General features: G+C 64.3%; 18 protein-coding genes and 1 riboswitch. Of the genes, 13 read left to right on the top strand and 5 right to left on the bottom strand.

The genetic code is table 11. The features are described from left to right. The first annotated feature begins 41 nt into the window (after positions 1–41). Positions 42–1,370, top strand: coding sequence for a DNA polymerase IV (locus LCM4576_RS10690; protein ID WP_071032060.1), 1,329 nt, complete (start codon positions 42–44; stop codon positions 1,368–1,370). Positions 1,371–1,374: 4 nt separating this feature from the next. Here LCM4576_RS10690 and LCM4576_RS10685 read toward each other — a convergent pair whose 3' ends face one another. After that, the gene (locus tag LCM4576_RS10685; protein WP_071032059.1) at positions 1,375–1,878 is read right to left on the bottom strand and encodes a hypothetical protein; all 504 of its coding nucleotides are present in this window, start codon (positions 1,876–1,878) and stop codon (positions 1,375–1,377) included. A 227-nt stretch (positions 1,879–2,105) separates the two neighbouring features. Between LCM4576_RS10685 and LCM4576_RS10680 the strand changes: the two genes are divergently transcribed. Continuing rightward, entirely contained in the window at positions 2,106–2,993 is an 888-nt protein-coding gene (locus LCM4576_RS10680) for a DMT family transporter (RefSeq protein ID WP_071032058.1), read from the top strand. Between the two features lies 1 nt (position 2,994). Here LCM4576_RS10680 and dnaE read toward each other — a convergent pair whose 3' ends face one another. Both dnaE and LCM4576_RS10670 read right to left on the bottom strand, forming a co-directional pair. After that, positions 2,995–6,516: a DNA polymerase III subunit alpha gene (gene dnaE, locus LCM4576_RS10675; RefSeq protein WP_071032057.1), complete on the bottom strand. Its 3,522-nt coding sequence runs from the start codon at positions 6,514–6,516 to the stop codon at positions 2,995–2,997. 120 nt (positions 6,517–6,636) lie between these two features. After that, a complete protein-coding gene (locus LCM4576_RS10670) occupies positions 6,637–8,649 on the bottom strand; it encodes an acetyl/propionyl/methylcrotonyl-CoA carboxylase subunit alpha (protein ID WP_071032056.1) in 2,013 nt (670 codons plus the stop codon). Between the two features lie 249 nt (positions 8,650–8,898). On the opposite strand from LCM4576_RS10670, the gene LCM4576_RS10665 reads away from it, so the two are divergent. The 7 genes from LCM4576_RS10665 (at position 8,899) to LCM4576_RS10635 (ending at position 14,104) form a co-directional block, all read left to right on the top strand. Beyond that, positions 8,899–10,026: an S-(hydroxymethyl)glutathione dehydrogenase/class III alcohol dehydrogenase gene (locus LCM4576_RS10665; protein WP_071032055.1), complete on the top strand. Its 1,128-nt coding sequence runs from the start codon at positions 8,899–8,901 to the stop codon at positions 10,024–10,026. 67 nt (positions 10,027–10,093) lie between these two features. Then, positions 10,094–10,663, top strand: coding sequence for an S-(hydroxymethyl)glutathione synthase (gfa, locus tag LCM4576_RS10660; RefSeq protein WP_071032054.1), 570 nt, complete (start codon positions 10,094–10,096; stop codon positions 10,661–10,663). 66 nt (positions 10,664–10,729) lie between these two features. Next, the gene (locus LCM4576_RS10655) at positions 10,730–11,197 is read left to right on the top strand and encodes a YaiI/YqxD family protein (RefSeq protein WP_071032053.1); all 468 of its coding nucleotides are present in this window, start codon (positions 10,730–10,732) and stop codon (positions 11,195–11,197) included. 26 nt (positions 11,198–11,223) lie between these two features. Beyond that, positions 11,224–11,895, top strand: coding sequence for a DUF1345 domain-containing protein (locus LCM4576_RS10650; RefSeq protein WP_071032052.1), 672 nt, complete (start codon positions 11,224–11,226; stop codon positions 11,893–11,895). Between the two features lie 98 nt (positions 11,896–11,993). Further along, positions 11,994–12,866 carry a cytochrome b/b6 domain-containing protein gene (locus LCM4576_RS10645; RefSeq protein ID WP_071032085.1) on the top strand — a complete coding sequence of 291 codons (873 nt, stop codon included), beginning with the start codon at positions 11,994–11,996 and terminating at the stop codon, positions 12,864–12,866. Between the two features lies 1 nt (position 12,867). After that, a complete protein-coding gene (locus LCM4576_RS10640) occupies positions 12,868–13,677 on the top strand; it encodes a molybdopterin-binding protein (RefSeq protein WP_071032051.1) in 810 nt (269 codons plus the stop codon). Beyond that, the gene (locus LCM4576_RS10635) at positions 13,649–14,104 is read left to right on the top strand and encodes a GNAT family N-acetyltransferase (protein WP_244508287.1); all 456 of its coding nucleotides are present in this window, start codon (positions 13,649–13,651) and stop codon (positions 14,102–14,104) included. The genes LCM4576_RS10640 and LCM4576_RS10635 overlap by 29 nt, the downstream gene beginning before the upstream one ends. A gap of 50 nt (positions 14,105–14,154) precedes the next feature. On the opposite strand, the gene LCM4576_RS10630 is transcribed toward LCM4576_RS10635, so the two are convergent. Then, the gene (locus LCM4576_RS10630; RefSeq protein WP_071032050.1) at positions 14,155–14,778 is read right to left on the bottom strand and encodes a DUF3011 domain-containing protein; all 624 of its coding nucleotides are present in this window, start codon (positions 14,776–14,778) and stop codon (positions 14,155–14,157) included. Between the two features lie 87 nt (positions 14,779–14,865). Between LCM4576_RS10630 and LCM4576_RS10625 the strand changes: the two genes are divergently transcribed. From LCM4576_RS10625 to gcvP, 4 genes are all read left to right on the top strand, one after another. Continuing rightward, the gene (locus LCM4576_RS10625) at positions 14,866–15,714 is read left to right on the top strand and encodes a transporter substrate-binding domain-containing protein (RefSeq protein WP_157900461.1); all 849 of its coding nucleotides are present in this window, start codon (positions 14,866–14,868) and stop codon (positions 15,712–15,714) included. A gap of 376 nt (positions 15,715–16,090) precedes the next feature. Then, positions 16,091–16,177: riboswitch (glycine riboswitch) on the top strand. 149 nt (positions 16,178–16,326) lie between these two features. After that, complete coding sequence (gene gcvT, locus LCM4576_RS10615) at positions 16,327–17,427, top strand: glycine cleavage system aminomethyltransferase GcvT (protein ID WP_071032047.1); 1,101 nt, start codon at positions 16,327–16,329, stop codon at positions 17,425–17,427. Between the two features lie 7 nt (positions 17,428–17,434). After that, positions 17,435–17,803: a glycine cleavage system protein GcvH gene (gene gcvH / locus LCM4576_RS10610; protein ID WP_071032046.1), complete on the top strand. Its 369-nt coding sequence runs from the start codon at positions 17,435–17,437 to the stop codon at positions 17,801–17,803. A 17-nt stretch (positions 17,804–17,820) separates the two neighbouring features. Further along, positions 17,821–20,628 (top strand): aminomethyl-transferring glycine dehydrogenase, encoded by a 2,808-nt coding sequence (gcvP, locus tag LCM4576_RS10605; protein ID WP_071032045.1) that lies wholly within the window; start codon positions 17,821–17,823, stop codon positions 20,626–20,628. 10 nt (positions 20,629–20,638) lie between these two features. Here gcvP and LCM4576_RS10600 read toward each other — a convergent pair whose 3' ends face one another. Further along, the gene (locus tag LCM4576_RS10600; RefSeq protein ID WP_071032044.1) at positions 20,639–21,811 is read right to left on the bottom strand and encodes a GGDEF domain-containing protein; all 1,173 of its coding nucleotides are present in this window, start codon (positions 21,809–21,811) and stop codon (positions 20,639–20,641) included. Between the last annotated feature and the right edge of the window lie 42 nt (positions 21,812–21,853).

The raw sequence follows: 21,853 nt of genomic DNA, 5'->3' as shown, positions 1-21,853 counted from the left end.
TGCCAGCCTTGCGCTGTCGTACCATTGCGTTTGTTCTCTTTATGTTCGCAGCGATGGCGGCTCCTGTCAACAATCCCGAACACGGTTTTTGCCGTGACTGCCTGGCGCTCCAGCGCTCGCAGACGCGGCGCTGCGATCGCTGCGGCAGCCCGCGCCTTGTCCGTCATCCCGAGCTCTACCGGCTCAAGATCGCCCATATCGATTGCGACGCCTTCTACGCGGCGATCGAAAAGCGCGACAATCCGGCGCTGAAGGACAGGCCGGTCATCGTCGGCGGCGGCCGGCGCGGCGTCGTCTCCACCGCTTGCTACATCGCCCGCATCCAGGGCGTTCGCTCGGCCATGCCGATGTTCAAGGCGCTCGAACTGTGCCCCGAAGCGGTGGTGATCCCGCCCAATATGGAAAAATATGTCGGCGTCGGGCGCGAGGTCCGCGCGTTGATGCAGGCGTTGACGCCGCAAGTCGAGCCGCTGTCGATCGACGAAGCCTTCCTCGATCTCTCCGGCACCGAGCGGCTGCACGGCATGCCGCCGGCGCTGGTGCTGGCGCGCTTCGCGCAGACCGTGGAAAAGGAGCTCGGCATCACCGTTTCGGCCGGCCTCTCCTACTGCAAGTTCCTGGCCAAGATCGCTTCGGATTTTCGCAAGCCGCGCGGCTTTTCGGTGATCGGCGAAGTCGAAGCGCCAAGCTTTCTCGCCGCGCAGCCGGTGACGATGATCTGGGGCGTCGGCAAGGCGCTGGCCGCGACGCTGGAGCGCGACGGCATCCGCATGATCGCGCAATTGCAGCGCATGGAGCGCGGCGACCTGATGCGCCGCTATGGCGTGATGGGCGACCGGCTTTATCGGCTGTCGCGCGGCGAGGACGATCGCCCGGTCGATCCCGACGGCGATGCCAAGAGCGTCTCGGCCGAAACCACCTTCGACACCGACATCGCCGCGCTGGCGGAACTGGTGCCGGTGCTGCGCGGGCTCTCCGAAAAGGTCTCGGCGCGGCTGAAGAAATCCGGCATTGCCGGACGCACGGTGGTGCTGAAGTTGAAGACGCAGGATTTCAGGACCCGCACCCGCAACCGCCAGCTCGGCGATCCGACCCGGCTGGCCGACCGCATTTTCCAGACCGGGCTCGACCTGTTGCGCCGCGAGACCGACGGCACCAAATTCCGCCTGCTCGGCATCGGCGTCAGCGACCTCTCCGACGACGAAAAGGCCGATCCGCCCGATCTGGTCGACGTGCAGTCGCGCAAGCGCGCGCTGGCTGAGGGCGCAATGGACACGTTGCGCGACAAGTTCGGCAGGAAAGCCGTCGAGACCGGCTATACGTTCGGCAAGGGCCGCGCCGCCAATCCGCCCGAGCCGATTGAAGAGTGAACCATCAGCTGCGCTTCAGGTCGATCCGGCTCGTCACCACCATCTTGCCGGTCGCCGGATCCATGTCGGTCACCGTCATGCGCATGTTGTCCGGCCCGACCTTCTCGWCAGTCAGTTCCGCGTCGCGGTCGCCATTGACGATTTTCGCCCAATGGATGTCGAGATTGATCGCGTCGCCCTCGCGGCTTCCGCTCAGCCCCGCGGGCCCGCTGCGCGAGCCGATATAGGTGCCGGTATAGCGCGCCCCGCTGACCTTCAGGTCGGCGCGGATTTCGCGCGACATGATCAGCAGCGCGCGGCACGTGCCGTCAAGCGACAGCGAATTCGCCGTCGCGTCCGAGGTGAAGGTGCAATTGATGTTCATCACCGGCATGTTGGTTCTTATCCTGACCGTTCCCTTGCCGGAGAACTTTCCCTGCAGCGAACGCAGAAAGGCCGCCTCGTCGGCATGCGCGCCCGTCGCGCACAAAAGGCAGGCGGCGGCCAGCAAGGCGGCAGTCGATTTCATCAAGGCGTTCCCCTCTCGCGATCGCTGGTAATGATTCCAGGAAAAGTATGACACGGTTTCGACCGGCACCTTCCGAAGGAAGGCGGAAGCGTGGATTTAACGGGGGCCGCGGCCGCAAGGTTCCGCCGTCGCCATGACGGTTTTTTGACACCCCTGTTCGCTGGCCCAGTGGAATGACGCCACTAACGGTTGCGGCCCAAGTCCAAGCTTGCGACATAGGCGCCCAAATGGCGCCCGCTCCCTCGATCCCAAAAGCCGCATTCTGGATGGCTCTGTCAATCGCCTCGATGTTGGCGATGTCGGTTGCCGGCCGCGAGACGACCGCCGAGCTCAACGTCTTCCAGGTGCTGGAACTGCGCTCGGTGATCGGTTTCTTCATCCTTTTGCCGCTGGTGATGATGAACGGCGGTTTTGCCGCAATGCGCACCGGACGTCCTTTCGCTCACATCGCCCGCAACGTCATCCACTACACCGGCCAGGCCGCCTGGCTCTATGCGCTCACCCTCATTCCGCTCGCCGTGCTGATCTCGATCGAGTTCACCACGCCGATCTGGACGGCGATATTCGCGGTCAGCTTTCTGGGGGAAAGGCTTTCGCGTTCGAAGCTGACGGCGATCGTGCTTGGCCTGATCGGCGTGGTCGTCATCGTGCGGCCCAGCGCCGGTTCGATGGATCCCGGCCACCTCGTCGTCCTGGGCGCCGCGGTCTGCTTCGGCATCTCCATGGTGCTGGTCAAGTCGATGACCAAGACCGAAAGCGTGGTGCGCATCATCTTCTGGATGCTGATCATCCAGTCGGTGGTCGGCCTGATCCCGGCTCTCTACAGCTGGCACACCCCCTCGCCCGGCCTCTGGCCGTGGATCTTCGTCATCGCCTTCACCGGCATGTCCTCGCATTTCTGCCTGGCCCGTGCGCTCACCCACGCCGACGCCACCATCATCTCGCCGATGGATTTCCTGCGCGTGCCACTGACGGCGCTGGTCGGCTGGCTGCTCTATCATGAACAGATCGACGTCTTCACCGCCGGCGGCGCGGCCCTGATTCTCGCCGGCAACCTGCTCAACCTGCAGAAGAAGACGCCGCGGGTTGCCGAAGCCGAGGCAGCAACGCCCTGAGCTAAACCAGCTCTACTTCGACGACACCTTGCACCGCGCGCATGGCAGATGCGATTTGTGGCGAAATACGATAGCGACCTAGATCGATCTCGACCTCGCCCTCTGCACCCTTAAGCACGATGATGCTAACCTGACTGTCACCGCGCTGTTTGAGCTGTGATTGAATAGTCGGTGATGGGCGATCATCTCTAACAAAGATGCGTAATGCTTTCTGGATCCGACTGGCTTCATCATCCAGTGATTGCACTGCATTAATGCGCAGATTGATGCCTTCGGGCCTATCCTCCGCGGAAACCATGATGACTACCGAGTTGCCGGGCTCCAGCATATCGCGAAATTGCGCCAAGCCCTCGGAAAACAGAACAGCCTCATACTGGCCTGTTGTATCGGAAAACTGCACTACCCCCATTTTATTGCCCGTTCGGGTCTTGCGCTCCTGCTTGGAAGTGACCGTCCCGGCGAGCCGCCCATTGGTTGCTCCGCGTTTAACGGCGGCCGAGAATTCAGCCCAGTTCTGCACCCGCATCTTCTGGAGCGCCGCCTTGTACTCATCCAGCGGATGCGCCGAGAGGTAGAAGCCCACCACCTGGAACTCGCGGTGCAACCGGTCCGCGGCAAGCCAAGGATCGGTCGCGGGCAGGTTGAGCGCCTGCGACTGACTCCCAAGCGATGCGCCGAAAATGTCGGCCTGGCCGGAGATGGCGTTCTGCTGCGCCAGCGAGGCCAGCCCCATCATCCGCTCGACGCCGGCCATCATCTGGGCGCGGTCGTGGCCGAAGCAATCCAGCGCGCCGGCCATGATCAGGCTTTCGAAGACGCGCTTGCCGACGATCTTCGGATCGACGCGCTCGCAGAAATCGGCAAGGTTCTTGAACGGCTTCTCGCCGCGCACCTCGACGATGTGCTCGACCGCCGCGTCGCCCACGCCTTTCAGCGCCGCCAGCGAATAGAAGATCTTGTTCTCGCCGACTTCGAACGGGCGGAAGCTGGTCATCACCGACGGCGCCACCACCTCGATGCCGAGGCGCATCGCGTCCTGGCGGAAATCGGCCAGCTTGTCGGTGTTGCTCATGTCGAGCGTCATCGACGCGGCCAGGAACTCGACCGGGTAATGCGCCTTGAGATAGGCGGTCTGGTAAGAAACGACGGCGTAGGCAGCCGCGTGCGACTTGTTGAAGCCATAGTCGGCGAATTTGGCCAGAAGATCGAAGATGAAGTCGGCCTGCGGCTTGGAGACGCCCCGCTCAACCGCGCCGGAAACAAAGCGCTCGCGCTGCTTGTCCATCTCGGCGCGGATCTTCTTGCCCATGGCGCGGCGCAGCAGATCGGCTTCGCCGAGCGAGTAGCCGGAAAGCTCCTGCGCGATCTGCATCACCTGTTCCTGGTAGACGATGACGCCTTGCGTCTCCTTCACCAGATGGTCGATCTTGGGATGGATCGAGGCCATCTCCTCCTCGCCATGCTTTCTGGCGTTGTAGGTCGGGATGTTCTCCATCGGGCCGGGACGGTAGAGCGCCACCAGCGCGATGATGTCCTCGATGCAGTCCGGACGCATGCCGATCAGCGCTTTGCGCATGCCGGCACTTTCAACCTGGAACACGCCGACCACTTCACCGCGCGACAGCATGGCGTACGTGTCCTTGTCGTCGAGCGGGATCGTGGCGAGATCGATGTCGACGCCACGCCGGCGGATGAGCTTCACCGCCGTTTCCAGCACAGTCAGCGTCTTCAGGCCAAGGAAGTCGAACTTCACCAGCCCCGCCTGCTCGACATATTTCATGTTGAACTGGGTGACTGGCATGTCCGAGCGCGGATCGCGGTACATCGGCACCAGCTCGGACAACGGCCGGTCGCCGATGACGATGCCGGCGGCGTGCGTCGAGGCGTGGCGGTAGAGGCCTTCRAGCTTCTGCGCCGTGTCGAGCAGGGTCTGGACGATCGGCTCCTTCTCCGCCTCCTCGGCGAAGCGCGGTTCGTTGGCGATGGCGTCCGCGAGCTTGACCGGATTGGCCGGGTTCTGCGGCACCATCTTGGAGAGCTTGTCGACCTGGCCGTAGGGCATCTGCAACACGCGGCCGACGTCGCGCAGCACCGCGCGCGCCTGCAGCGTACCGAAGGTGATGATCTGGCCGACCTGGTCGCGCCCGTATTTCTGTTGGACGTAGCGGATGACTTCCTCGCGCCGGTCCTGGCAGAAGTCGATGTCGAAGTCCGGCATCGAGACGCGGTCCGGATTGAGGAAGCGTTCGAACAGCAGCGAGAAACGCAGCGGGTCGATATCGGTGATCGTGGTCGAATAGGCGACCAGCGAGCCGGCGCCCGAACCGCGCCCCGGCCCAACCGGGATGCCTTGCGATTTGGCCCATTTGATGAAGTCGGCGACGATCAGGAAGTAACCGGGGAACTTCATCTTCTCGATGATGCCGAGCTCGAATTCGAGCCGCTCGCGATATTGCTCGACGGTATAGCCCGGCRTCGGCCCATGCGCCGCAAGCCGCTTCTCCAGCCCCTCTCGCGCTTGCCGGGCAAGCTCTGCCGCCTCGGCTTTCTCGGCCGCGTCCTTGTCGGCGGCGTCGGCACCGGTGAAGCGCGGCAGGATCGGGCTGCGGTTCTTCGGATAGTAGGAACAGCRCATGGCGATCTCGACCGTGTTGTCGATCGCTTCCGGYAGGYCGGAGAAGAGTCGAGCCATGTCCGCCTGGCTGCVCAGGAAATTGTCCGGTGAAAGCCGCCGGCGATTGTCCGCGGCCACCACCGAGCCTTCGGCGATCGCAATCAGCGCGTCATGCGCTTCATAGTCCTCGCGCTTGGAGAAGAACGCCTCGTTGGTGGCGACCAGCGGCAGGTCGTGCGTGTAGGCCAGGTCGACCGTCGACTTTTCGACCATCCGGTCGTAGCCGGCGACGCGTTCCAATTCGACATAGAGACGATCGCCGAACAGGCCCTTGAGGAACAGCAGCCGCTGTTCGGCGAGGTCGCGCCGGTCCGCTTTGAGCGCGCTGCCGATCGGRCCGCGCGGGCCGCCAGTCAGGCAAATCAGTCCGTCGCACCGGCCTTCCAGCATGGCGCTGGTAAGGTGCACCGGCTCTCCGGGCGGCGTCTCGAGATAAACCTTGCTGATCAGCCGCACGAGATTGGCATAGCCAGCCTCGCTGGCGGCGATCAGCACGACCGGCGACATGTCCGGCCCAAGTCGGCGGCGGTCGCGCTGGCCATCGGTCGCCTCGCCGGAAAAGGCGAGATCGATCTGGCAGCCGATGATCGGCTGGATGCCGTCCTTGACCGCCTTCTGCGCGAATTCGAGCGCGCCGAACAGGTTGTTGGTGTCGGTGACCGCGATCGCCGGCGCCTCGTCCTTGACGGCATGGCCGACGATCGCGCCGAGCTGTAGCGCGCCTTCGAGCAGCGAATAGGCCGAATGCACACGCAGATGGATGAAGGTGCGTGCCGGCGCTTCCGGCCGCGCGGCCTTCACGGCTGCTTCGCGCTGCAACGGGTCGCGTGGAAGTCGTTCATCCGCCATGTTTTTTCGCGCTGTCCCAAAGACTCAAAATCCATGCAGATGTATTGTCCCGGACTGGGCCATGCCAGTCCAGCACAAAAGACCCGCAGGCACAGGCTTGCGACCCGGTACCGCCTCTTCTCAGGCGAACTCCATGATCACGGCATCGACCGCGAGGCTATCGCCGGGCTTGGCRTTGAGCTTGGCTATCGTGAGGTCGCGTTCGGCGCGCAGCACGTTCTCCATCTTCATCGCTTCGACCACGGCCAGCGTCTCGCCGGCCTTGACCTCCTGGCCCTCGGCGACGGCGATCGAGACGACGAGACCTGGCATCGGGCAGAGCAGCATCTTCGAGGTGTCCGGCGGCAGTTTCTCCGGCATCAGCCTTTCAAGCTCAGCCGTGCGCGGCAGCATGGCGCGCGCGGTCACCGACATGCCTTTCCAGGCAATCCGCAGCCCGTTCAGCGCGGGGCGGATCTGGGCGGCGATGCTGTGGCCRCCGACCGTGCCCTGCCAGATCGCGTCGCCCGGCCRCCAGTCGGAAGTGACCGTCAGCGGCGTGCCGCCGTCGATCGACAGATCGACCTCCATCGGGATGGAAACCATGCCGTCGACGATCGCCACCGGAAGATAATCGGCGCCGATCTTCGCCACCCAGTCGCGCTTGAGGTGACCGGAATGCGGCGCCAGCCGGCCGCTCAGGCGGTCGAGCCGGTCGCGGCGCAAAAGTTCGATCGCCGTTGCGACGGCGGCGAATACCGCCCTCTCCTCGCCATCCGGCGCGACCGGTGAAAAACCATCCGGATATTCCTCGGCGATGAAGCCTGTCGACAGCCGTCCCTCGCGCCAGCGCGGGTGCTGCATCAGCGCCGAAAGAAACGGGATGTTGTGCTCGATGCCATCGACGACGAAGCTGTCCAGCGCCTCCGACATGGCGTCGATCGCCTCGAGCCTGGTCGGCGCCCAGGTGCAGAGCTTCGCCACCATGGGGTCGTAGAACATCGAGATCTCCGACCCTTCGGTGACGCCGGTGTCGTTGCGGATCACGACGTTGCCGAACGCGCCCTCTTCCGGCGGCCTGTAACGGGTCAGCCGGCCGATCGACGGCAGGAAGTTGCGGAAAGGATCCTCGGCATAGAGGCGGCTTTCCACCGCCCAGCCGTTCAGCTTCACGTCGCTCTGCTTGATGCCGAGCTTCTCGCCGGCGGCGACGCGGATCATCTGCTCGACCAGGTCGATGCCGGTGACCAATTCGGTCACCGGGTGCTCGACCTGCAATCGCGTATTCATTTCAAGGAAATAGAAATTCTTGTCCTTGTCGACGATGAACTCGACCGTGCCGGCGCTTTGATAGTCGACGGCTTTCGCCAGCGCCACCGCCTGCTCGCCCATTGCCTTCCTGGTCTTGGCGTCGAGGAATGGCGAAGGCGCCTCCTCGACCACTTTCTGGTTACGGCGCTGGATCGAGCATTCGCGCTCGCCAAGGTAAAGGGCGGTGCCATGCGCGTCGGCCAGCACCTGGATCTCGATGTGGCGAGGGTCGACGACGAACTTCTCGATGAAGACGCGGTCGTCGCCAAAGGAGCTTTTCGCTTCCGAACGCGCCCGCTCAAAACCGTCGCGCACCTCCGCCTTGCTCCAGGCGATGCGCATGCCCTTGCCGCCGCCGCCAGCCGAGGCCTTGATCATGACCGGATAGCCGATCTCGCCGGCGATCTTCTCGGCATGGTCGGCGTCTTCGATGACACCCAGCCACCCAGGCACGGTCGAGACCTTGGCCTCGCTGGCGAACTTCTTCGATTCGATCTTGTCGCCCATCGCCTTGATGGCCTTGGGCTTCGGCCCGATGAAGACGATGCCTTCCTTCTCCAGCGCCTCGCAGAAGGAGGCGCGCTCGGACAGGAACCCATAGCCCGGATGCACGGCCTGCGCGCCGGTTTCCTTGCAGGCGGCGATGATCTTCTCTGGCAACAGATAGCTTTGCGCCGCTGGCGAAGGCCCGATATGCACCGCTTCGTCGGCCATTTCGACATGCACGGCGTCGCGGTCGGCGTCTGAATAGACGGCGACCGTGGCAATCCCCATCTTGCGCGCCGTCTTGATCACGCGACAGGCGATCTCGCCGCGATTGGCGWTCAGGATCTTCTTGAACATTCGGATGTCGTTCCTCCGGCGAAGCGGTCCAGTTCTATGGATAATTCCGGCGCGCCTCAAGTGTCCGCGGGTCGGCTTCCCCGACTGGCGCCGATTGCAGAAACCGCGCCGAAAAACGTCGCAAGAGACGTTGGCCGCCGACGCGGAACTCGCTAAGGTTATTCCAACATCAAAGGGATGGCAGGCTGGCATTCGCYACGGGCAGCTTGCCGTTAGCTAAAACTTACAGATCGTTGGGAGGAGTGCCTCATGAAAACGCGTGCCGCCGTTGCTGTTGGTGCCGGAAAGCCGCTGGAGATCATGGAGGTGGACCTCGAAGGGCCGCGCGAAGGCGAGGTGCTGATCGAGGTCAAGGCGACCGGCATCTGCCATACCGACGAATTCACGCTGTCGGGCGCCGATCCGGAAGGCATCTTCCCGGCGATCCTGGGCCATGAGGGTGCCGGCATCGTCGTCGATGTCGGCAAGGGCGTGACCTCGGTCAGGAAGGGCGACCATGTCATCCCGCTCTACACGCCCGAATGCCGGCAGTGCCCGTCCTGCCTGTCGAGGAAGACGAACCTTTGCACCGCCATCCGCGCCACGCAGGGTCAGGGCCTGATGCCGGACGGCACCTCGCGCTTCTCGGTCGGGGGCGAAAAACTCTTCCACTATATGGGCTGCTCGACTTTCTCCAACTTCACCGTGCTGCCCGAGATCGCGGTGGCCAAGGTCAATCCCGACGCCCCCTTCGACAAAATTTGCTACATCGGCTGTGGGGTGACCACCGGCATCGGCGCCGTCATCAACACGGCCAAGGTCGAGCAGGGCGCCACCGCCGTGGTCTTCGGCCTCGGCGGCATTGGCTTGAACGTCATCCAGGGGCTTCGCCTTGCCGGCGCCGACATGATCATCGGCGTCGATTTGAACAACGACAAGAAGGCCTGGGGCGAGAAGTTCGGCATGACGCATTTCGTCAATCCGAAGGAGATCGACGGCGACATCGTGCCTTACCTGGTCAACATGACCAAGCGCGGCGCCGACCAGATCGGCGGCGCCGACTACACCTTCGACTGCACCGGCAACACCAAGGTGATGCGCCAGGCGCTGGAGGCCTCGCATCGCGGCTGGGGCAAGTCGGTCATCATCGGCGTTGCCGGCGCCGGCCAGGAGATTTCGACCAGGCCTTTCCAGTTGGTCACCGGCCGCACCTGGATGGGCACCGCCTTCGGCGGCGCGCGCGGCCGCACCGATGTGCCGAGGATCGTCGACTGGTACATGGAAAAGAAGATCCAGATCGACCCGATGATCACCCACACGCTGAAGCTCGAGGACATCAACAAGGGTTTCGACCTCATGCATGAGGGCAAGTCGATCCGCAGCGTCGTGGTTTATTGAGGAAAGCCACCAGGCCGCAGGCCGGAAAGCCCGCGACCTCTGTGGTCAAACATGGGAGGAAGTTGGAATGGCCGAGAAACTGCATCACTCGATCGACAACGGCTTGCCGAAGGAAAGCGCATCCTTTACCGGCGGCACGCTGGTTTGCCTGTGCACCTCGAAGCCGGTGAAGGTGAAGGTCAAGGGCCAGATCGCCCACAACCACGCCTGCGGCTGCACCAAATGCTGGAAGCCGGAAGGCGCCATCTTCTCGGTCGTGGCCGTTGCCGGCACCGGCGACGTCACCGTCACCGAGAACGGCGACAAGCTCAAGGTGGTCGATCCCTCGGCGCTGATCCAGCGCCATGCCTGCACCGGCTGCGGCGTCCACATGTACGGCCCGGTCGAGCGCGACCATCCCTTCAAGGGCCTGTCCTTCATCCATCCCGAGCGCTTCGAGGAGGACGGCTGGTCGCCGCCGGGCTTTGCCGCCTTCGTCTCCTCGATCATCGAATCCGGCGTCGACCCGAGCCGCATGGACGGTATCCGCGGCCAGCTGAAGTCGATCGGGCTGGAGCCCTATGACTGCCTCAGCCCCGGCCTGATGGACTATATCGCCACCTGGACCGCTAAGAAGTCGGGAGCCTTGGCGGCCTGACAAATCCTGCGATTTCTGCCATGGGGCTGGCTGACACGCCGGCCCCATATTTGTTTGGAAGCAACGATGCCCGCACCCATTATCTACGTCGATGCCGACGCTTGCCCGGTCAAGGCCGAGGTCGGGAAGGTCGCGGAGCGCCATGGCGTCGCCGTCACCTACGTTTCCAATGGCGGCCTGCGTCCGTCGCGCGATCCGATGATCCGCAACGTCGTCGTCTCCAAGGGCGCTGATGCGGCGGACGACTGGATCGTCGAGAACGCCAGGGCCAACGACATCGTGGTGACGGCCGACATCCCGCTGGCGGCGCGCACGGTGGCGCTCGGCGCGCATGTGCTGGGACCCACCGGCCGCCCCTTCACGCCGGAGACCATCGGCATGGCGGTGGCGATGCGCGATTTGAAGCAGCATTTGCGGGAAACAGGCGAAAGCCGGGGCTTCAACGCCTCCTTCACGCAGAAGGACAGGTCGCAGTTTCTCGGCGAGCTCGACCGCATCTTGCGGCGTGCCTTGAAATCCGTCACACCGGATTGATCCAACGTCTTCAGGGGCCTCGGGCCATGGGTGACGATCTCAAGACGCCGATGCATCGGCACATGCAGTTCGCCCTCGCCGCCGCCATCGGCATCGTCGCGCTGCTGCTTGCCCTGTTGCTGCGCTGGCCCCTGCCCTACTCCATCGGCGCCAATGTGTTCTTTGTGAGCTACATCGCCCTGGTGCTGACCCTGATGCCCAGCCTTACCGGCCGCTATCTCAGCAAGAACGCACGGGCGACAGACCTGCCCGTCCTGCTTATCTTCGCCGTCACGCTCTTCGTCGTCATTGCGGCCATCGTCTCGCTGTTTCTTTTGATCAACCAGAGAGCCGCCACGCACCMCTGGCAGCTCGGCTTTGCCATGTTGTCGATCCCGCTCGGCTGGTTCACCATCCATGCCATGGCATCATTGCACTACGCGCATGTCTACTGGAAAGACGGCGACGAGATCGACATGAAAAGCCAGAGAAAAGTGCCCGTCGGCGGGCTCGATTTTCCCGGCGGCAGGCGGCCGGAAGGTTGGGACTTCCTCTATTTCGCGACAGTCATYGGCATGACGGCGCAGACCGCCGACACGGCCATCACCACGTCGCAGATGCGCATGGTCGTGCTTGTTCATTCGATCCTGACCTTTTTCTTCAACACGGTGATCGTGGCGGCGGCGGTCAACCTCGCGGTCAGYCTGGGCTCTCCGTAATAAATCCGTGATCGCATGAAACATTGCCTTGTGCGGCGACGTATTGAGGGGGAGACAATGACCTGAAAAGCCGCTTCCCGATGGCGGCCGGAGGCAAGATGGACACTGTTGCCAACAACCGATCCGCCAGCGAGGCGGCCGGCAAGGACACGACCCTCATCTATCGGCAATCGCGCTGGACGCGGCTGACCCATTGGATCTGGGCTTTCTCGCTGTTCTTCATGCTGCTTTCCGGCCTGCAGATCTTCAATGCGCGGCCGCAGCTTTATATCGGCAAGCAGTCCGGCTTCGAATTCAACAACACCATCCTCCAGATCGGCGCCGAAAACACCGCCAGCGGTCCGCGCGGCTTCACTGAAATCTTCGGCCATCGCTTCGACACCACCGGCGTGCTCGGCTGGTCGGGTCCGCCGGGACAAGAGACGCCGCGCGCCTTTCCATCCTGGGCGACGATCCCGTCTTATTACGATCTCGGCACCGCTCGCGTCGTRCATTTCTTCTTCGCCTGGATCYTGACCACGACGCTGCTCGTCTGGCTGGTCGCCGGCCTGATCAACGGCCATATCCGCCGCGATCTCGCCCCTCGCGTGTCGGACCTGCGCAAGCTGCCGCGCGACATCGTCGATCACGCGAAGCTGAAGTTCCACCACACGAGGGAATACAACACGCTRCAGAAGATGGCCTATGGCGGCGTGCTCTTCGTGGCTCTGCCGCTGATGATCGTCACCGGCCTCGCAATGTCGCCGAGCATGGATTCGGTATTGCCTTGGCTCAACGAAATCCTCGGCGGCAGGCAAACGGCGCGCACCATCCATTTCACCGTCATGGTGCTGCTCGTCCTTTTCTTCGTCGTCCACATCCTGATGATCCTTGCCGCCGGCCCGATCAACGAGCTGCGTTCGATCATCACCGGCTGGTACCGCACCGACCCGCCGGAAAAACCCGACCAGCCGACCGAGAGGAGCGCCTGACATGGCAAAATTCCAGATCAGCCCCAAGCTCCAAATGAGCCGAAGAAAGTTCTTGACCGCCAGCAGCCTCGGCTTGTCCGGCATCGCGCTGTCCGGCTGCGATGCCTTCGACAGCGGTCTCGGCATCGGCGGCGGCTTGCGCAGCTTCCTCGAAAACGYCAATGGCCTGACCTGGCGCGCGCAGCGCCTGCTCGCCGGCCGCGACGCGCTGGCGCCGGAATTCACCGAAGCCGACATCCGCCAGCCGCAACGGCCGAACGGCGTCACCGCGCCCGACGACGACACCTATAAGGGCCTGCTCGCCAACAATTTCGCCGACTGGCGCCTGGAGGTTTCAGGCTTGGTCGAGAAGCCGCTGTCGCTGACCCGCGAGCAGTTGCAGAACATGCCGAGYCGCACGCAGATCACCCGCCATGACTGCGTCGAAGGCTGGAGCTGCATCGCCAAGTGGACCGGCACGCCGCTGTCGCTGGTGCTCGACCAGGCTGTGGTCAAGCCGCAGGCGCGCTATGTGATGTTCCACTGCCTCGACACGATCGAGCAAAGCCTGTCCGGCGACATCAAATATTACGGCACCATCGACCTGATCGACGCCCGCCATCCGCAGACGATTCTGGCCTATGGCCTGAACGGCAAGCCCTTGCYGGTCGAGAACGGCGCGCCGCTGCGCGTGCGGGTCGAGCGCCAGCTTGGCTACAAGATGCCGAAATACCTTTCCAAGATCGAGCTGGTCGACAGTTTCGCCAATGTCGGCGGCGGTCGCGGCGGCTATTGGGAGGACAATGGCTACGACTGGTATGGCGGGATTTGATGGCCCCTCGCTTCAGCCGGAGCACGATCTTGCGCCGGCCGAGCTCAGTGCCTTCGAGGAACGCCTCAACGGTGACAACCGGCGTGTCACAGGGCGCGATGACGACCATGCCCTCGTCTTTGCGCTGCGGGATGAAAAAGGGCGCGCCGTCGGGGTCGCCGCCGGCTATTCCTGGGCCGGCATTGCCGAGCTGAAGCTGATGTGGGTCGACGAGGCCTATCGAGGCCTTGGCCACGGCAGGAAGCTGCTCGATGCCTTCGTCGCGGAAGCCGCCGCGCGCGGCTCGCTGCGGATATGGGCTTCGACACACGACTTCCAGGCGCCGGGCTTGTACGAAAAGGCTGGTTTCGCGCGCATGGCCGAATTCAGCGGATGGCCCGAAGGCCATTCCAACATCATCCTTTGCAAGACGATCGGTTCCCGGTAGGCGGCGACCGGACGAGGCTGACGTTCAGCCCGCGCGGCTTTGCGACGCGATCAATCGTCCGAACTTTCGAAAGTGGTTTGACCCGGCTCGGGCGGCGCGTCCCCCATCGCATCCGGATTGWCCACCATGCAGCCCATGCCGTGGCATCCCTGATAGTTGCCGTGGGTATCGAAATTGGGATTGCCGTCCCTGTCGAATTGCGGCGTCGGGTCAATCCATCGATCGTCGCGGCGCGGCTTCGGCCTCGGATAGTAATTGTCCGAATGGCGACCGTGCCTGTCATTGTTGTCGAGGATGGCGCCGACGATACCGCCGACGATGATGGCGGCCGCCGCATCGCCGGGAGAAGGCCTGCGGCCGGAGGGAGACGGCCCGCGGCCGGAGCCGGCAACCAGAAATTGCGCCGAGCAGCCCTTGTCCACCCAGATGCCGCCGCCGTCATAGCCCCAGCTTGTGCCGAACTGGYAACGCGACTTCGACAGCCGGTTGGTCAATTGCACGCCGCCACGCGTGTCGATCCCGCAATAGGAGTAGCGATAGTTGGAACTTGAGCAGACCAGGCGCATCGGACCCGCGGCCTGCGCGGCATCGGGCAGCAGCGACAATTGCGTCGGATTGCCCAGGAGGCAGGCCAGGAACATAGTCGAACCGGTAACCGCCATCCGCGCCGACATCGCAAGTCTCCAATTGGTTTCGCTATCGACAGAATGGCACCTCTGTGTAAGTCTTACAACCAGACAAACTGCAGCGAGGATATATTCATGCGCGCTAACAAAATGGTCGCGGCGATCATACTTGTTCTCTCTGCCTGGCTGGCGTTATTGCCGGCCCACGCGGACGATAGCCTGAAGCGCGTCATCGACAAGAAGACACTGACGGTCGGTGTGGCGCTCAACCCGCCATGGATCCTCAAGAATGCGGATGGCAAATTCGCGGGCTACGATGTCGACCTGACCAGCGCGCTGGCATCCGATCTCGGCGTCGACCTGAAACTGGTCGAAGTGCCGTGGAACGACCTGAAGGCACGTCTGCTCAAGGGCGATTTCGATCTGATCGCCGCAGGCTATGCCAGCACGCCTGAGCGCGCCCGCGAAGTTGTATTCTCCAATCCGACCGGCACCGCCGACATTCGCATGGTGGCCTCGATAGCCAGCCTCGGCAAAAGGCCGGGAAAGGCGCTGACGGCGCCGGGGTACAAGATCGCCGTGCTGTCCAATTCCACGGACGAGGCGGCAGCCAAGGAAGCCTTTCCGAAGGCAAACATCCTGTCCTTCGACAACACCACYGCCGTCTTTGCCGCGATCATCGGCGGCGACGCCCAGGCGATGGTCGCCACGTCGCCGACGCCGCAGATGGCGGCAAGACTCTACGATGCGAAATTCAGGCTGGTCGGCGGCCCGCTTCTGCGCACGCCGGAAGCCTTCGCTATGCGCCCCGACGACATCCGCCTGATCCAATACGTCAACAACTGGGTCGGCGCGCGCACCGCCGACGGCACCATCGCCGGTGTCCGTCGGTACTGGTTCGGCGGCTTCAAATGGATGTCGCGCTTCGATACCTCAGCCAAGCCGGACCAGGCCAAGCCGGACCAGACCAAGCCGAAGCCGTAAGCTTGGAGCAATTCCAGGAAAAGTGCCTGCGGTTTTCCGCGCGGAATTGCGTCAAAACAAGAAGATCGAGCGGTTCGCCGTTCCGTGAAACGGTAAACCGCCCTAAGCCACCTTATCCAGCAGCGGCTTCAGCGCCGGATGGATTTCCGGCGCAGCGTGCTTGATCAGCGTCARCAGCGCGCGCTCGTTGTCGCACAGCGGCCGCTGGCCGCCGCCGACGCGCTCGGCCAGCCATTCGGCCTCGCCAGCTCAGGAGGCCGGCATTTTGCAGGCCGGCCCCATCTGAATATCGATGCAACCTTTGATGTCGCCAGGAGGTGACAAGGTGTCGCCGACGGGCTATGGATGGCGCGTCGGGGGCTCAGTGGCTGAGTCCCACCTGTTTGCGGGAGAGAGCAGCGYGAGCTGTCGCCGAAGGGGAAATCGCCCGAAATCTCTCAGGCAAAAGAACCGTGGACGGGAAAGACAACTCTGGAAAGTCGGGGCTAGCCCCGCGCCGAAGGTGTAAGCGCTGCCGACAGAGTTACGGGGCGCGAGTCTCTCAGGCTTCAGACAGAGGGGCACGAACTAGGCCGCCTGCGGCGGTCGATTGCGTGCGACTCTGGAGAAGACATGACAGGCGAAGACACCAGACATCTGCCCCTKGAGGAATTGCATCAGGCCGCGGGAGCGCGTTTCGGCGCCTTCGCCGGCTGGTCGATGCCGCTGACATACCCGCCCGGCGTGATGAAGGAGCATCTTCACACGCGCGAACATGCCGGCCTGTTCGACATCTCGCATATGAAGCTGTTCGAGGTCAGCGGTCCGGCCGCTGCAGTGCTTCTCAACCGCGCCTGCCCGCTCGATGCCGGCGCGCTGGGCATCTCGCAGTCCAAATACACTTTTTTCCTCAACGAGGCGGCCGGCATCATCGACGACCTGATCGTGACGCGCCTTGGCGATGACCGGTTCATGGTGGTGGCCAATGCCGGCAACGCGGTGGAGGACGAGAAGCATCTGCGCGCGCTGGCCGCCGATTTCGATGCCAAGGTCGAGCCGCTCGACCGGGTCTTCCTGGCGATCCAGGGGCCGGACGCCTGGGCGGCGCTAGCGCGGGCCGGCATCGAAACCGGCTCGCTGCTCTTCATGCACGGCATCGAGCCGCGGCAAAACTGGTTCATGAGCCGCTCCGGCTACACCGGCGAGGACGGTTTCGAGATCGGCCTGCCTGAGAAGGACGCGCGCGATCTCGTCGTCAAACTCCTGGCGGACGAGCGAGTGCAGTGGATCGGCCTCGCCGCCCGCGACAGCCTGCGGCTCGAGGCCGGTCTTTGCCTGCATGGCCATGACCTGACGCCGGAAATCGACCCGGCAAGCGCCGGACTGATGTGGGCGATCTCCAAGGACGTCCGTGCCGCCGGCCATTTCATCGGCGCCGACGCGCTGCGCTCGATCCTCGAGCGCGGGCCGTCGCAGAAACGCGTCGGCCTGAAGCCCGACGGCCGCCAGCCGGTTCGCGCCGGCGCGGCGCTGGTCGATGCCGACGGCAATCCGGCCGGCCATGTCACGTCCGGCGGCTTCGGCCCCTCGACCGGCCACCCGGTCGCCATGGGCTACGTCGACACCGCGCTGGCCAAAGCCGGCACCAAACTCTTCGCCGATGTCCGCGGGACGAAAATCCCGGTCGACGTCACGTCCCTGCCCTTCACCCCACACCGCTACCGCAAAGGATGATTTCCAGATGGCAAAGACCTATTTCACGCAAGATCACGAATGGCTCCGCGTCGAAGGCGGCGTCGCCGTTGTCGGTATCACCGACTATGCGCAGGAACAGCTTGGCGACCTCGTTTTCGTTGAGCTGCCAGAGATCGGCCGCAAGCTCGCCAAGGGCGATACGGCCGTGGTCGTCGAATCCGTCAAGGCGGCATCGGACGTCTACGCGCCGGTCGACGGCGAGATCACCGAGGCCAACGCTTCGCTGTCGGCCGACCCCTCGCTGGTCAATTCGGCAGCGACCGGCGACGGCTGGCTCTGGAAGATGAAGCTTTCCGACGAAAGCCAGCTCAACAGCCTCATGGATGAGGYCGCCTACAAAGCCCATATCGGCTGACATCAGGACATAAAGACATGACCGCAGCGCTTACTTCCTTCTCGGCCCRCCATATCGGCCCGGGCGTCAATGATGTCAGAGCCATGCTTGCCGTGCTCGGCGTTCCGTCCGTAGAAACGCTGATCAGCCAGGCCGTGCCGAGATCGATCCGCCTCGACCAACCGCTCAACCTGCCCGCTCCGGCGAGCGAAGCGGAAGCGCTGGCCGAACTGTCTGCGATCATGGCGAAGAACACGGTGCTGAAGAGCTTCATCGGCGCCGGCTATCACGGCGTCCACGTGCCGCCGGTCATCCAGCGCAACATGTTCGAGAATCCGGCCTGGTATACGGCCTACACGCCCTACCAGGCCGAGATCAGYCAGGGCCGGCTGGAAATGCTGTTCAACTTCCAGACCCTGGTCACCGAGCTGACCGGCCTGCCGGTGGCGTCCGCCTCGCTGCTCGATGAAGCCACCRCCGTCGCCGAAGCCGTGGGCATTGCGCTGCGCCACCACCGCGACAAACGCACCAAGGTGGCGCTTGYGGGTGCGCCGCATCCGCAGACGCTGGATGTCGTGCGCACCCGCGCCGAGYCTCTCGGCACCGAGGTCGACGGCGAGACCATCGACGACAACACCGCCGCGCTGCTCGTCTCCTGGCCGGATACGTTCGGTGTCTATGGCGATCACAAGGCGGCGATCGAGAAGGCCCGCGCCGCCGGCGCGCTGGTCGTCTTCATCGCCGACCCGCTGGCGCTGACGCTGACGGACGCTCCGGCCAAGCTCGGCGCCGACATCGCCGTCGGTTCGATGCAGCGCTTCGGCGTGCCGATGGGCTTTGGCGGCCCGCACGCGGCCTATTGCGCCGTTTCCGACAAGCTGACCCGTCTGATGCCCGGCCGCCTCGTCGGCCAGTCGATCGACACCAAGGGCCGTCCCGGCTACCGGCTGGCGCTGCAGACGCGCGAGCAGCACATCCGCCGTGACAAGGCAACCTCCAACATCTGCACCGCGCAGGCGCTGCTCGCCAACATGGCGACGGCCTATGCGATCTGGCACGGGCCCGCCGGCCTGCAGGCGATCGCCGGTCGTATCCATAGCCTTGCCGATCGTCTTGCCGCCGGTCTCAGGGCGGCGGGCGTTTCGGTGCTCGGCACGAGCCGCTTCGACACGGTGACGGCCGAAGTGAACGGCAAGGCCGCGGCAATAGCCGCCGCCGCCGAGAAGACAGGCAGGCTGCTGCGCGTCATCGATGCCGACCGCGTCAGTGTCGCCTTCGACGAGACCTCGACGGAGGCCGATCTCGAGGCGATCRCAGGCCTCTTCGGAGCCAAGCCCGGCGTCGGTGGCGRCTCGATGCCCGGCAAACCGCGCGGCAAGGAGTTCCTGACCCAGCCGGTCTTCCACGACAACCATTCCGAAACCGAGATGATGCGCTTCCTGCGCCGGCTGGCCGACAAGGACCTCGCGCTCGACCGCGCCATGATCCCGCTCGGCTCCTGCACCATGAAGCTCAACGCCGCCGCCGAGATGATGCCGGTGAGCTGGCCGAGCGTCGCCAACCTGCATCCCTTCGCGCCGGCCGGCCATTCGGCGGGCTATCGCGAGATGGYCGGCGACCTGGAGACCTGGCTGTCGGAGATCACCRGTTTCGACGCCGTCAGCCTGCAGCCCAATGCCGGCAGCCAGGGCGAATATGCCGGYCTGCTCACCATCCGCGCCTATCACCGCGCGCGCGGCGAAGGCCACCGCACGGTCTGCCTGATCCCGTCTTCGGCGCACGGCACCAATCCGGCGAGCGCCGCGATGGCGGGCATGACCGTTGTCGTCGTGCGCTGCCTGGACGACGGCAATATCGATATGGACGACATGAGGGCCAAGGCCAACGAGCATTCGAAGAACCTCGCGGCGCTGATGTTCACCTATCCCTCGACGCATGGCGTCTACGAGGAAGGCGCGCGCCATCTCTGCGCGCTGATCCACGAGCATGGCGGCCAGGTCTATTTCGACGGCGCCAACCTCAACGCGCTCGTCGGCCTTGCCCGCCCCGGCGACATCGGCGCCGACGTCTGCCACATGAACCTGCACAAGACCTTCTGCATTCCGCATGGCGGCGGCGGCCCGGGCGTCGGCCCGATCGGCGTCAGGGCGCATCTGAAGCCCTACCTGCCGGGTCATGTCGCGGAAGGCTCGGCGCATGCCGTTGCCGCCGCACCCTTCGGCAGCGCGTCCATCCTGCCGATCACCTGGATGTATATCCGCATGATGGGCGGCTCCGGCCTCAAGCAGGCGACCGAGACGGCGATTGTTTCGGCCAACTATGTGGCGACGCGCCTCGCGCCGCACTACCCTCTGCTCTACAAGGGCCGAAGCGACCGCATCGCGCATGAGTGCATTCTCGACACCCGCGTGCTCAAGGAAAGCGCCGGCATCACCGTCGACGATATCGCCAAGCGCCTGATCGACTACGGCTTCCACGCGCCGACCATGTCGTTCCCGGTTGCCGGCACGCTGATGGTCGAGCCGACCGAGTCCGAGCCCAAGCGCGAACTCGACCGTTTTTGCGAGGCGATGATCGCCATCGCCGGCGAGGCGGCGAAAGTGGCGAAGGGCGAGTGGCCGCTCGCCGACAACCCGCTGGTCAACGCCCCGCACACCGCGGCGGAAGCGCTCGCGGGTGAGTGGAAGCATCCCTATTCGCGGCTGGAGGCGGCCTATCCGGCGGGCGACGCCGACCTGGCGGCGAAATACTGGCCGCCGGTCTCGCGCATCGACAACGTCGCCGGCGACCGCAACCTGGTCTGCTCCTGCCCGCCGCTGTCGGAATATCTCGGCGCCGCCGAATAGCGGACAAGGTTCAGGCGCTTTTCAGGGCCGGCCCGGCACCGGGCTGGCCCGCTCTGTCCTGAACGATGACACGGTTGCGCCCGGCACGCTTGGCCGCATAAAGCGCGGCGTCGGCTTGCGCCAGCACCGCGTCCAGGGGGCGCCCCGCGGCCGAGCCGAATCCCATGCCGCCGCTGACGCTGCTGCGCAGCGGGCCGCGATGGGTAGGCACGATCTCGGTGCCGAAGGCGACGCCGATCCGGCTTGCCATGTCATACGCCTTTTCCGGTGTCATACGCGACATGACGAGCGCGAATTCCTCGCCGCCCAAGCGGAAGGCGTCGACCCCTGCCCTGCCGTATTTCTTGATCACTGCCGCGAAGYGGCAAAGGACCTCGTCGCCGACGGGGTGGCCGAAGACGTCGTTGGTCATCTTGAAATGATCGAGATCGAACATGGCGATCGCCATGAACGGACCGAAGCTGCGGTCGCCGTAAAGCTCGTTGAGCGCCCTGCGGTTCATCAGTCCGGTCAGCGGATCGGTCATCGTCTCGGCCTTGAGCTCGATCTGCGCCTGCAGATGGTGCAGCGACAGCGTCAGCGCGCCGAGGCCGGTCATGCAGGCAACCGCGACGACCGAGTTCAACCGCTCCGCCCAATTGTCGGGCGCGGCGCCAAGGGCCCATTGCCCATGGGCGAGCAGCATCAGGCCGCACAGCGCGAAGGACACGCCGCAAGCGCCGCTCAGGAACGAGACGACAAGCAGGATCCGCCGGTCGTGATCGCCCTTCACCCAGAACATCGCACCGATCGCGGCGAGCAGCGCCGTCACCACCGCGTAGGTGATCTGGAAGCCGATGCCGTCGAAACCGAGATAGGTCAAAGCGGCGCAAGCGGCCATGGCCGCAAGTGTCGGCAGGACGGCGCGGCGGTAGGCGCGAAAGCCGAGATATTGCATGGCCGACAGGCAGATGAGGAGGAAGCCGAGGCTGAGCAGCGCAAGCACGATCTGGCAAAGCCAGGGGCTGGCGTCCTTGGTGTAACGCCAGAACAGGACGACATGGGCGACCAGCACGAGTATGCCACAGGCGACCGTGGGCATGAAACGCGCCCGGGGCGCGGTGAACCAGATCGCAAACAGGGTGATGCTGAGGCATGCGCCCGACAGTGCCGCCGCGAGCAGAAGCGAGCTGAAATCCAACATCGGTGAAGAACTGCCTCTCGGGGAGTCTCGTCGCTTCTCAAT

This window comes from Mesorhizobium sp. LCM 4576, assembly GCF_001854815.1.
Lineage (GTDB): Bacteria > Pseudomonadota > Alphaproteobacteria > Rhizobiales > Rhizobiaceae > Mesorhizobium > Mesorhizobium plurifarium.
The sequence above is the reverse complement of the archived record's forward strand: the minus strand, read 5'-3'. Positions and strand labels throughout refer to the sequence as shown.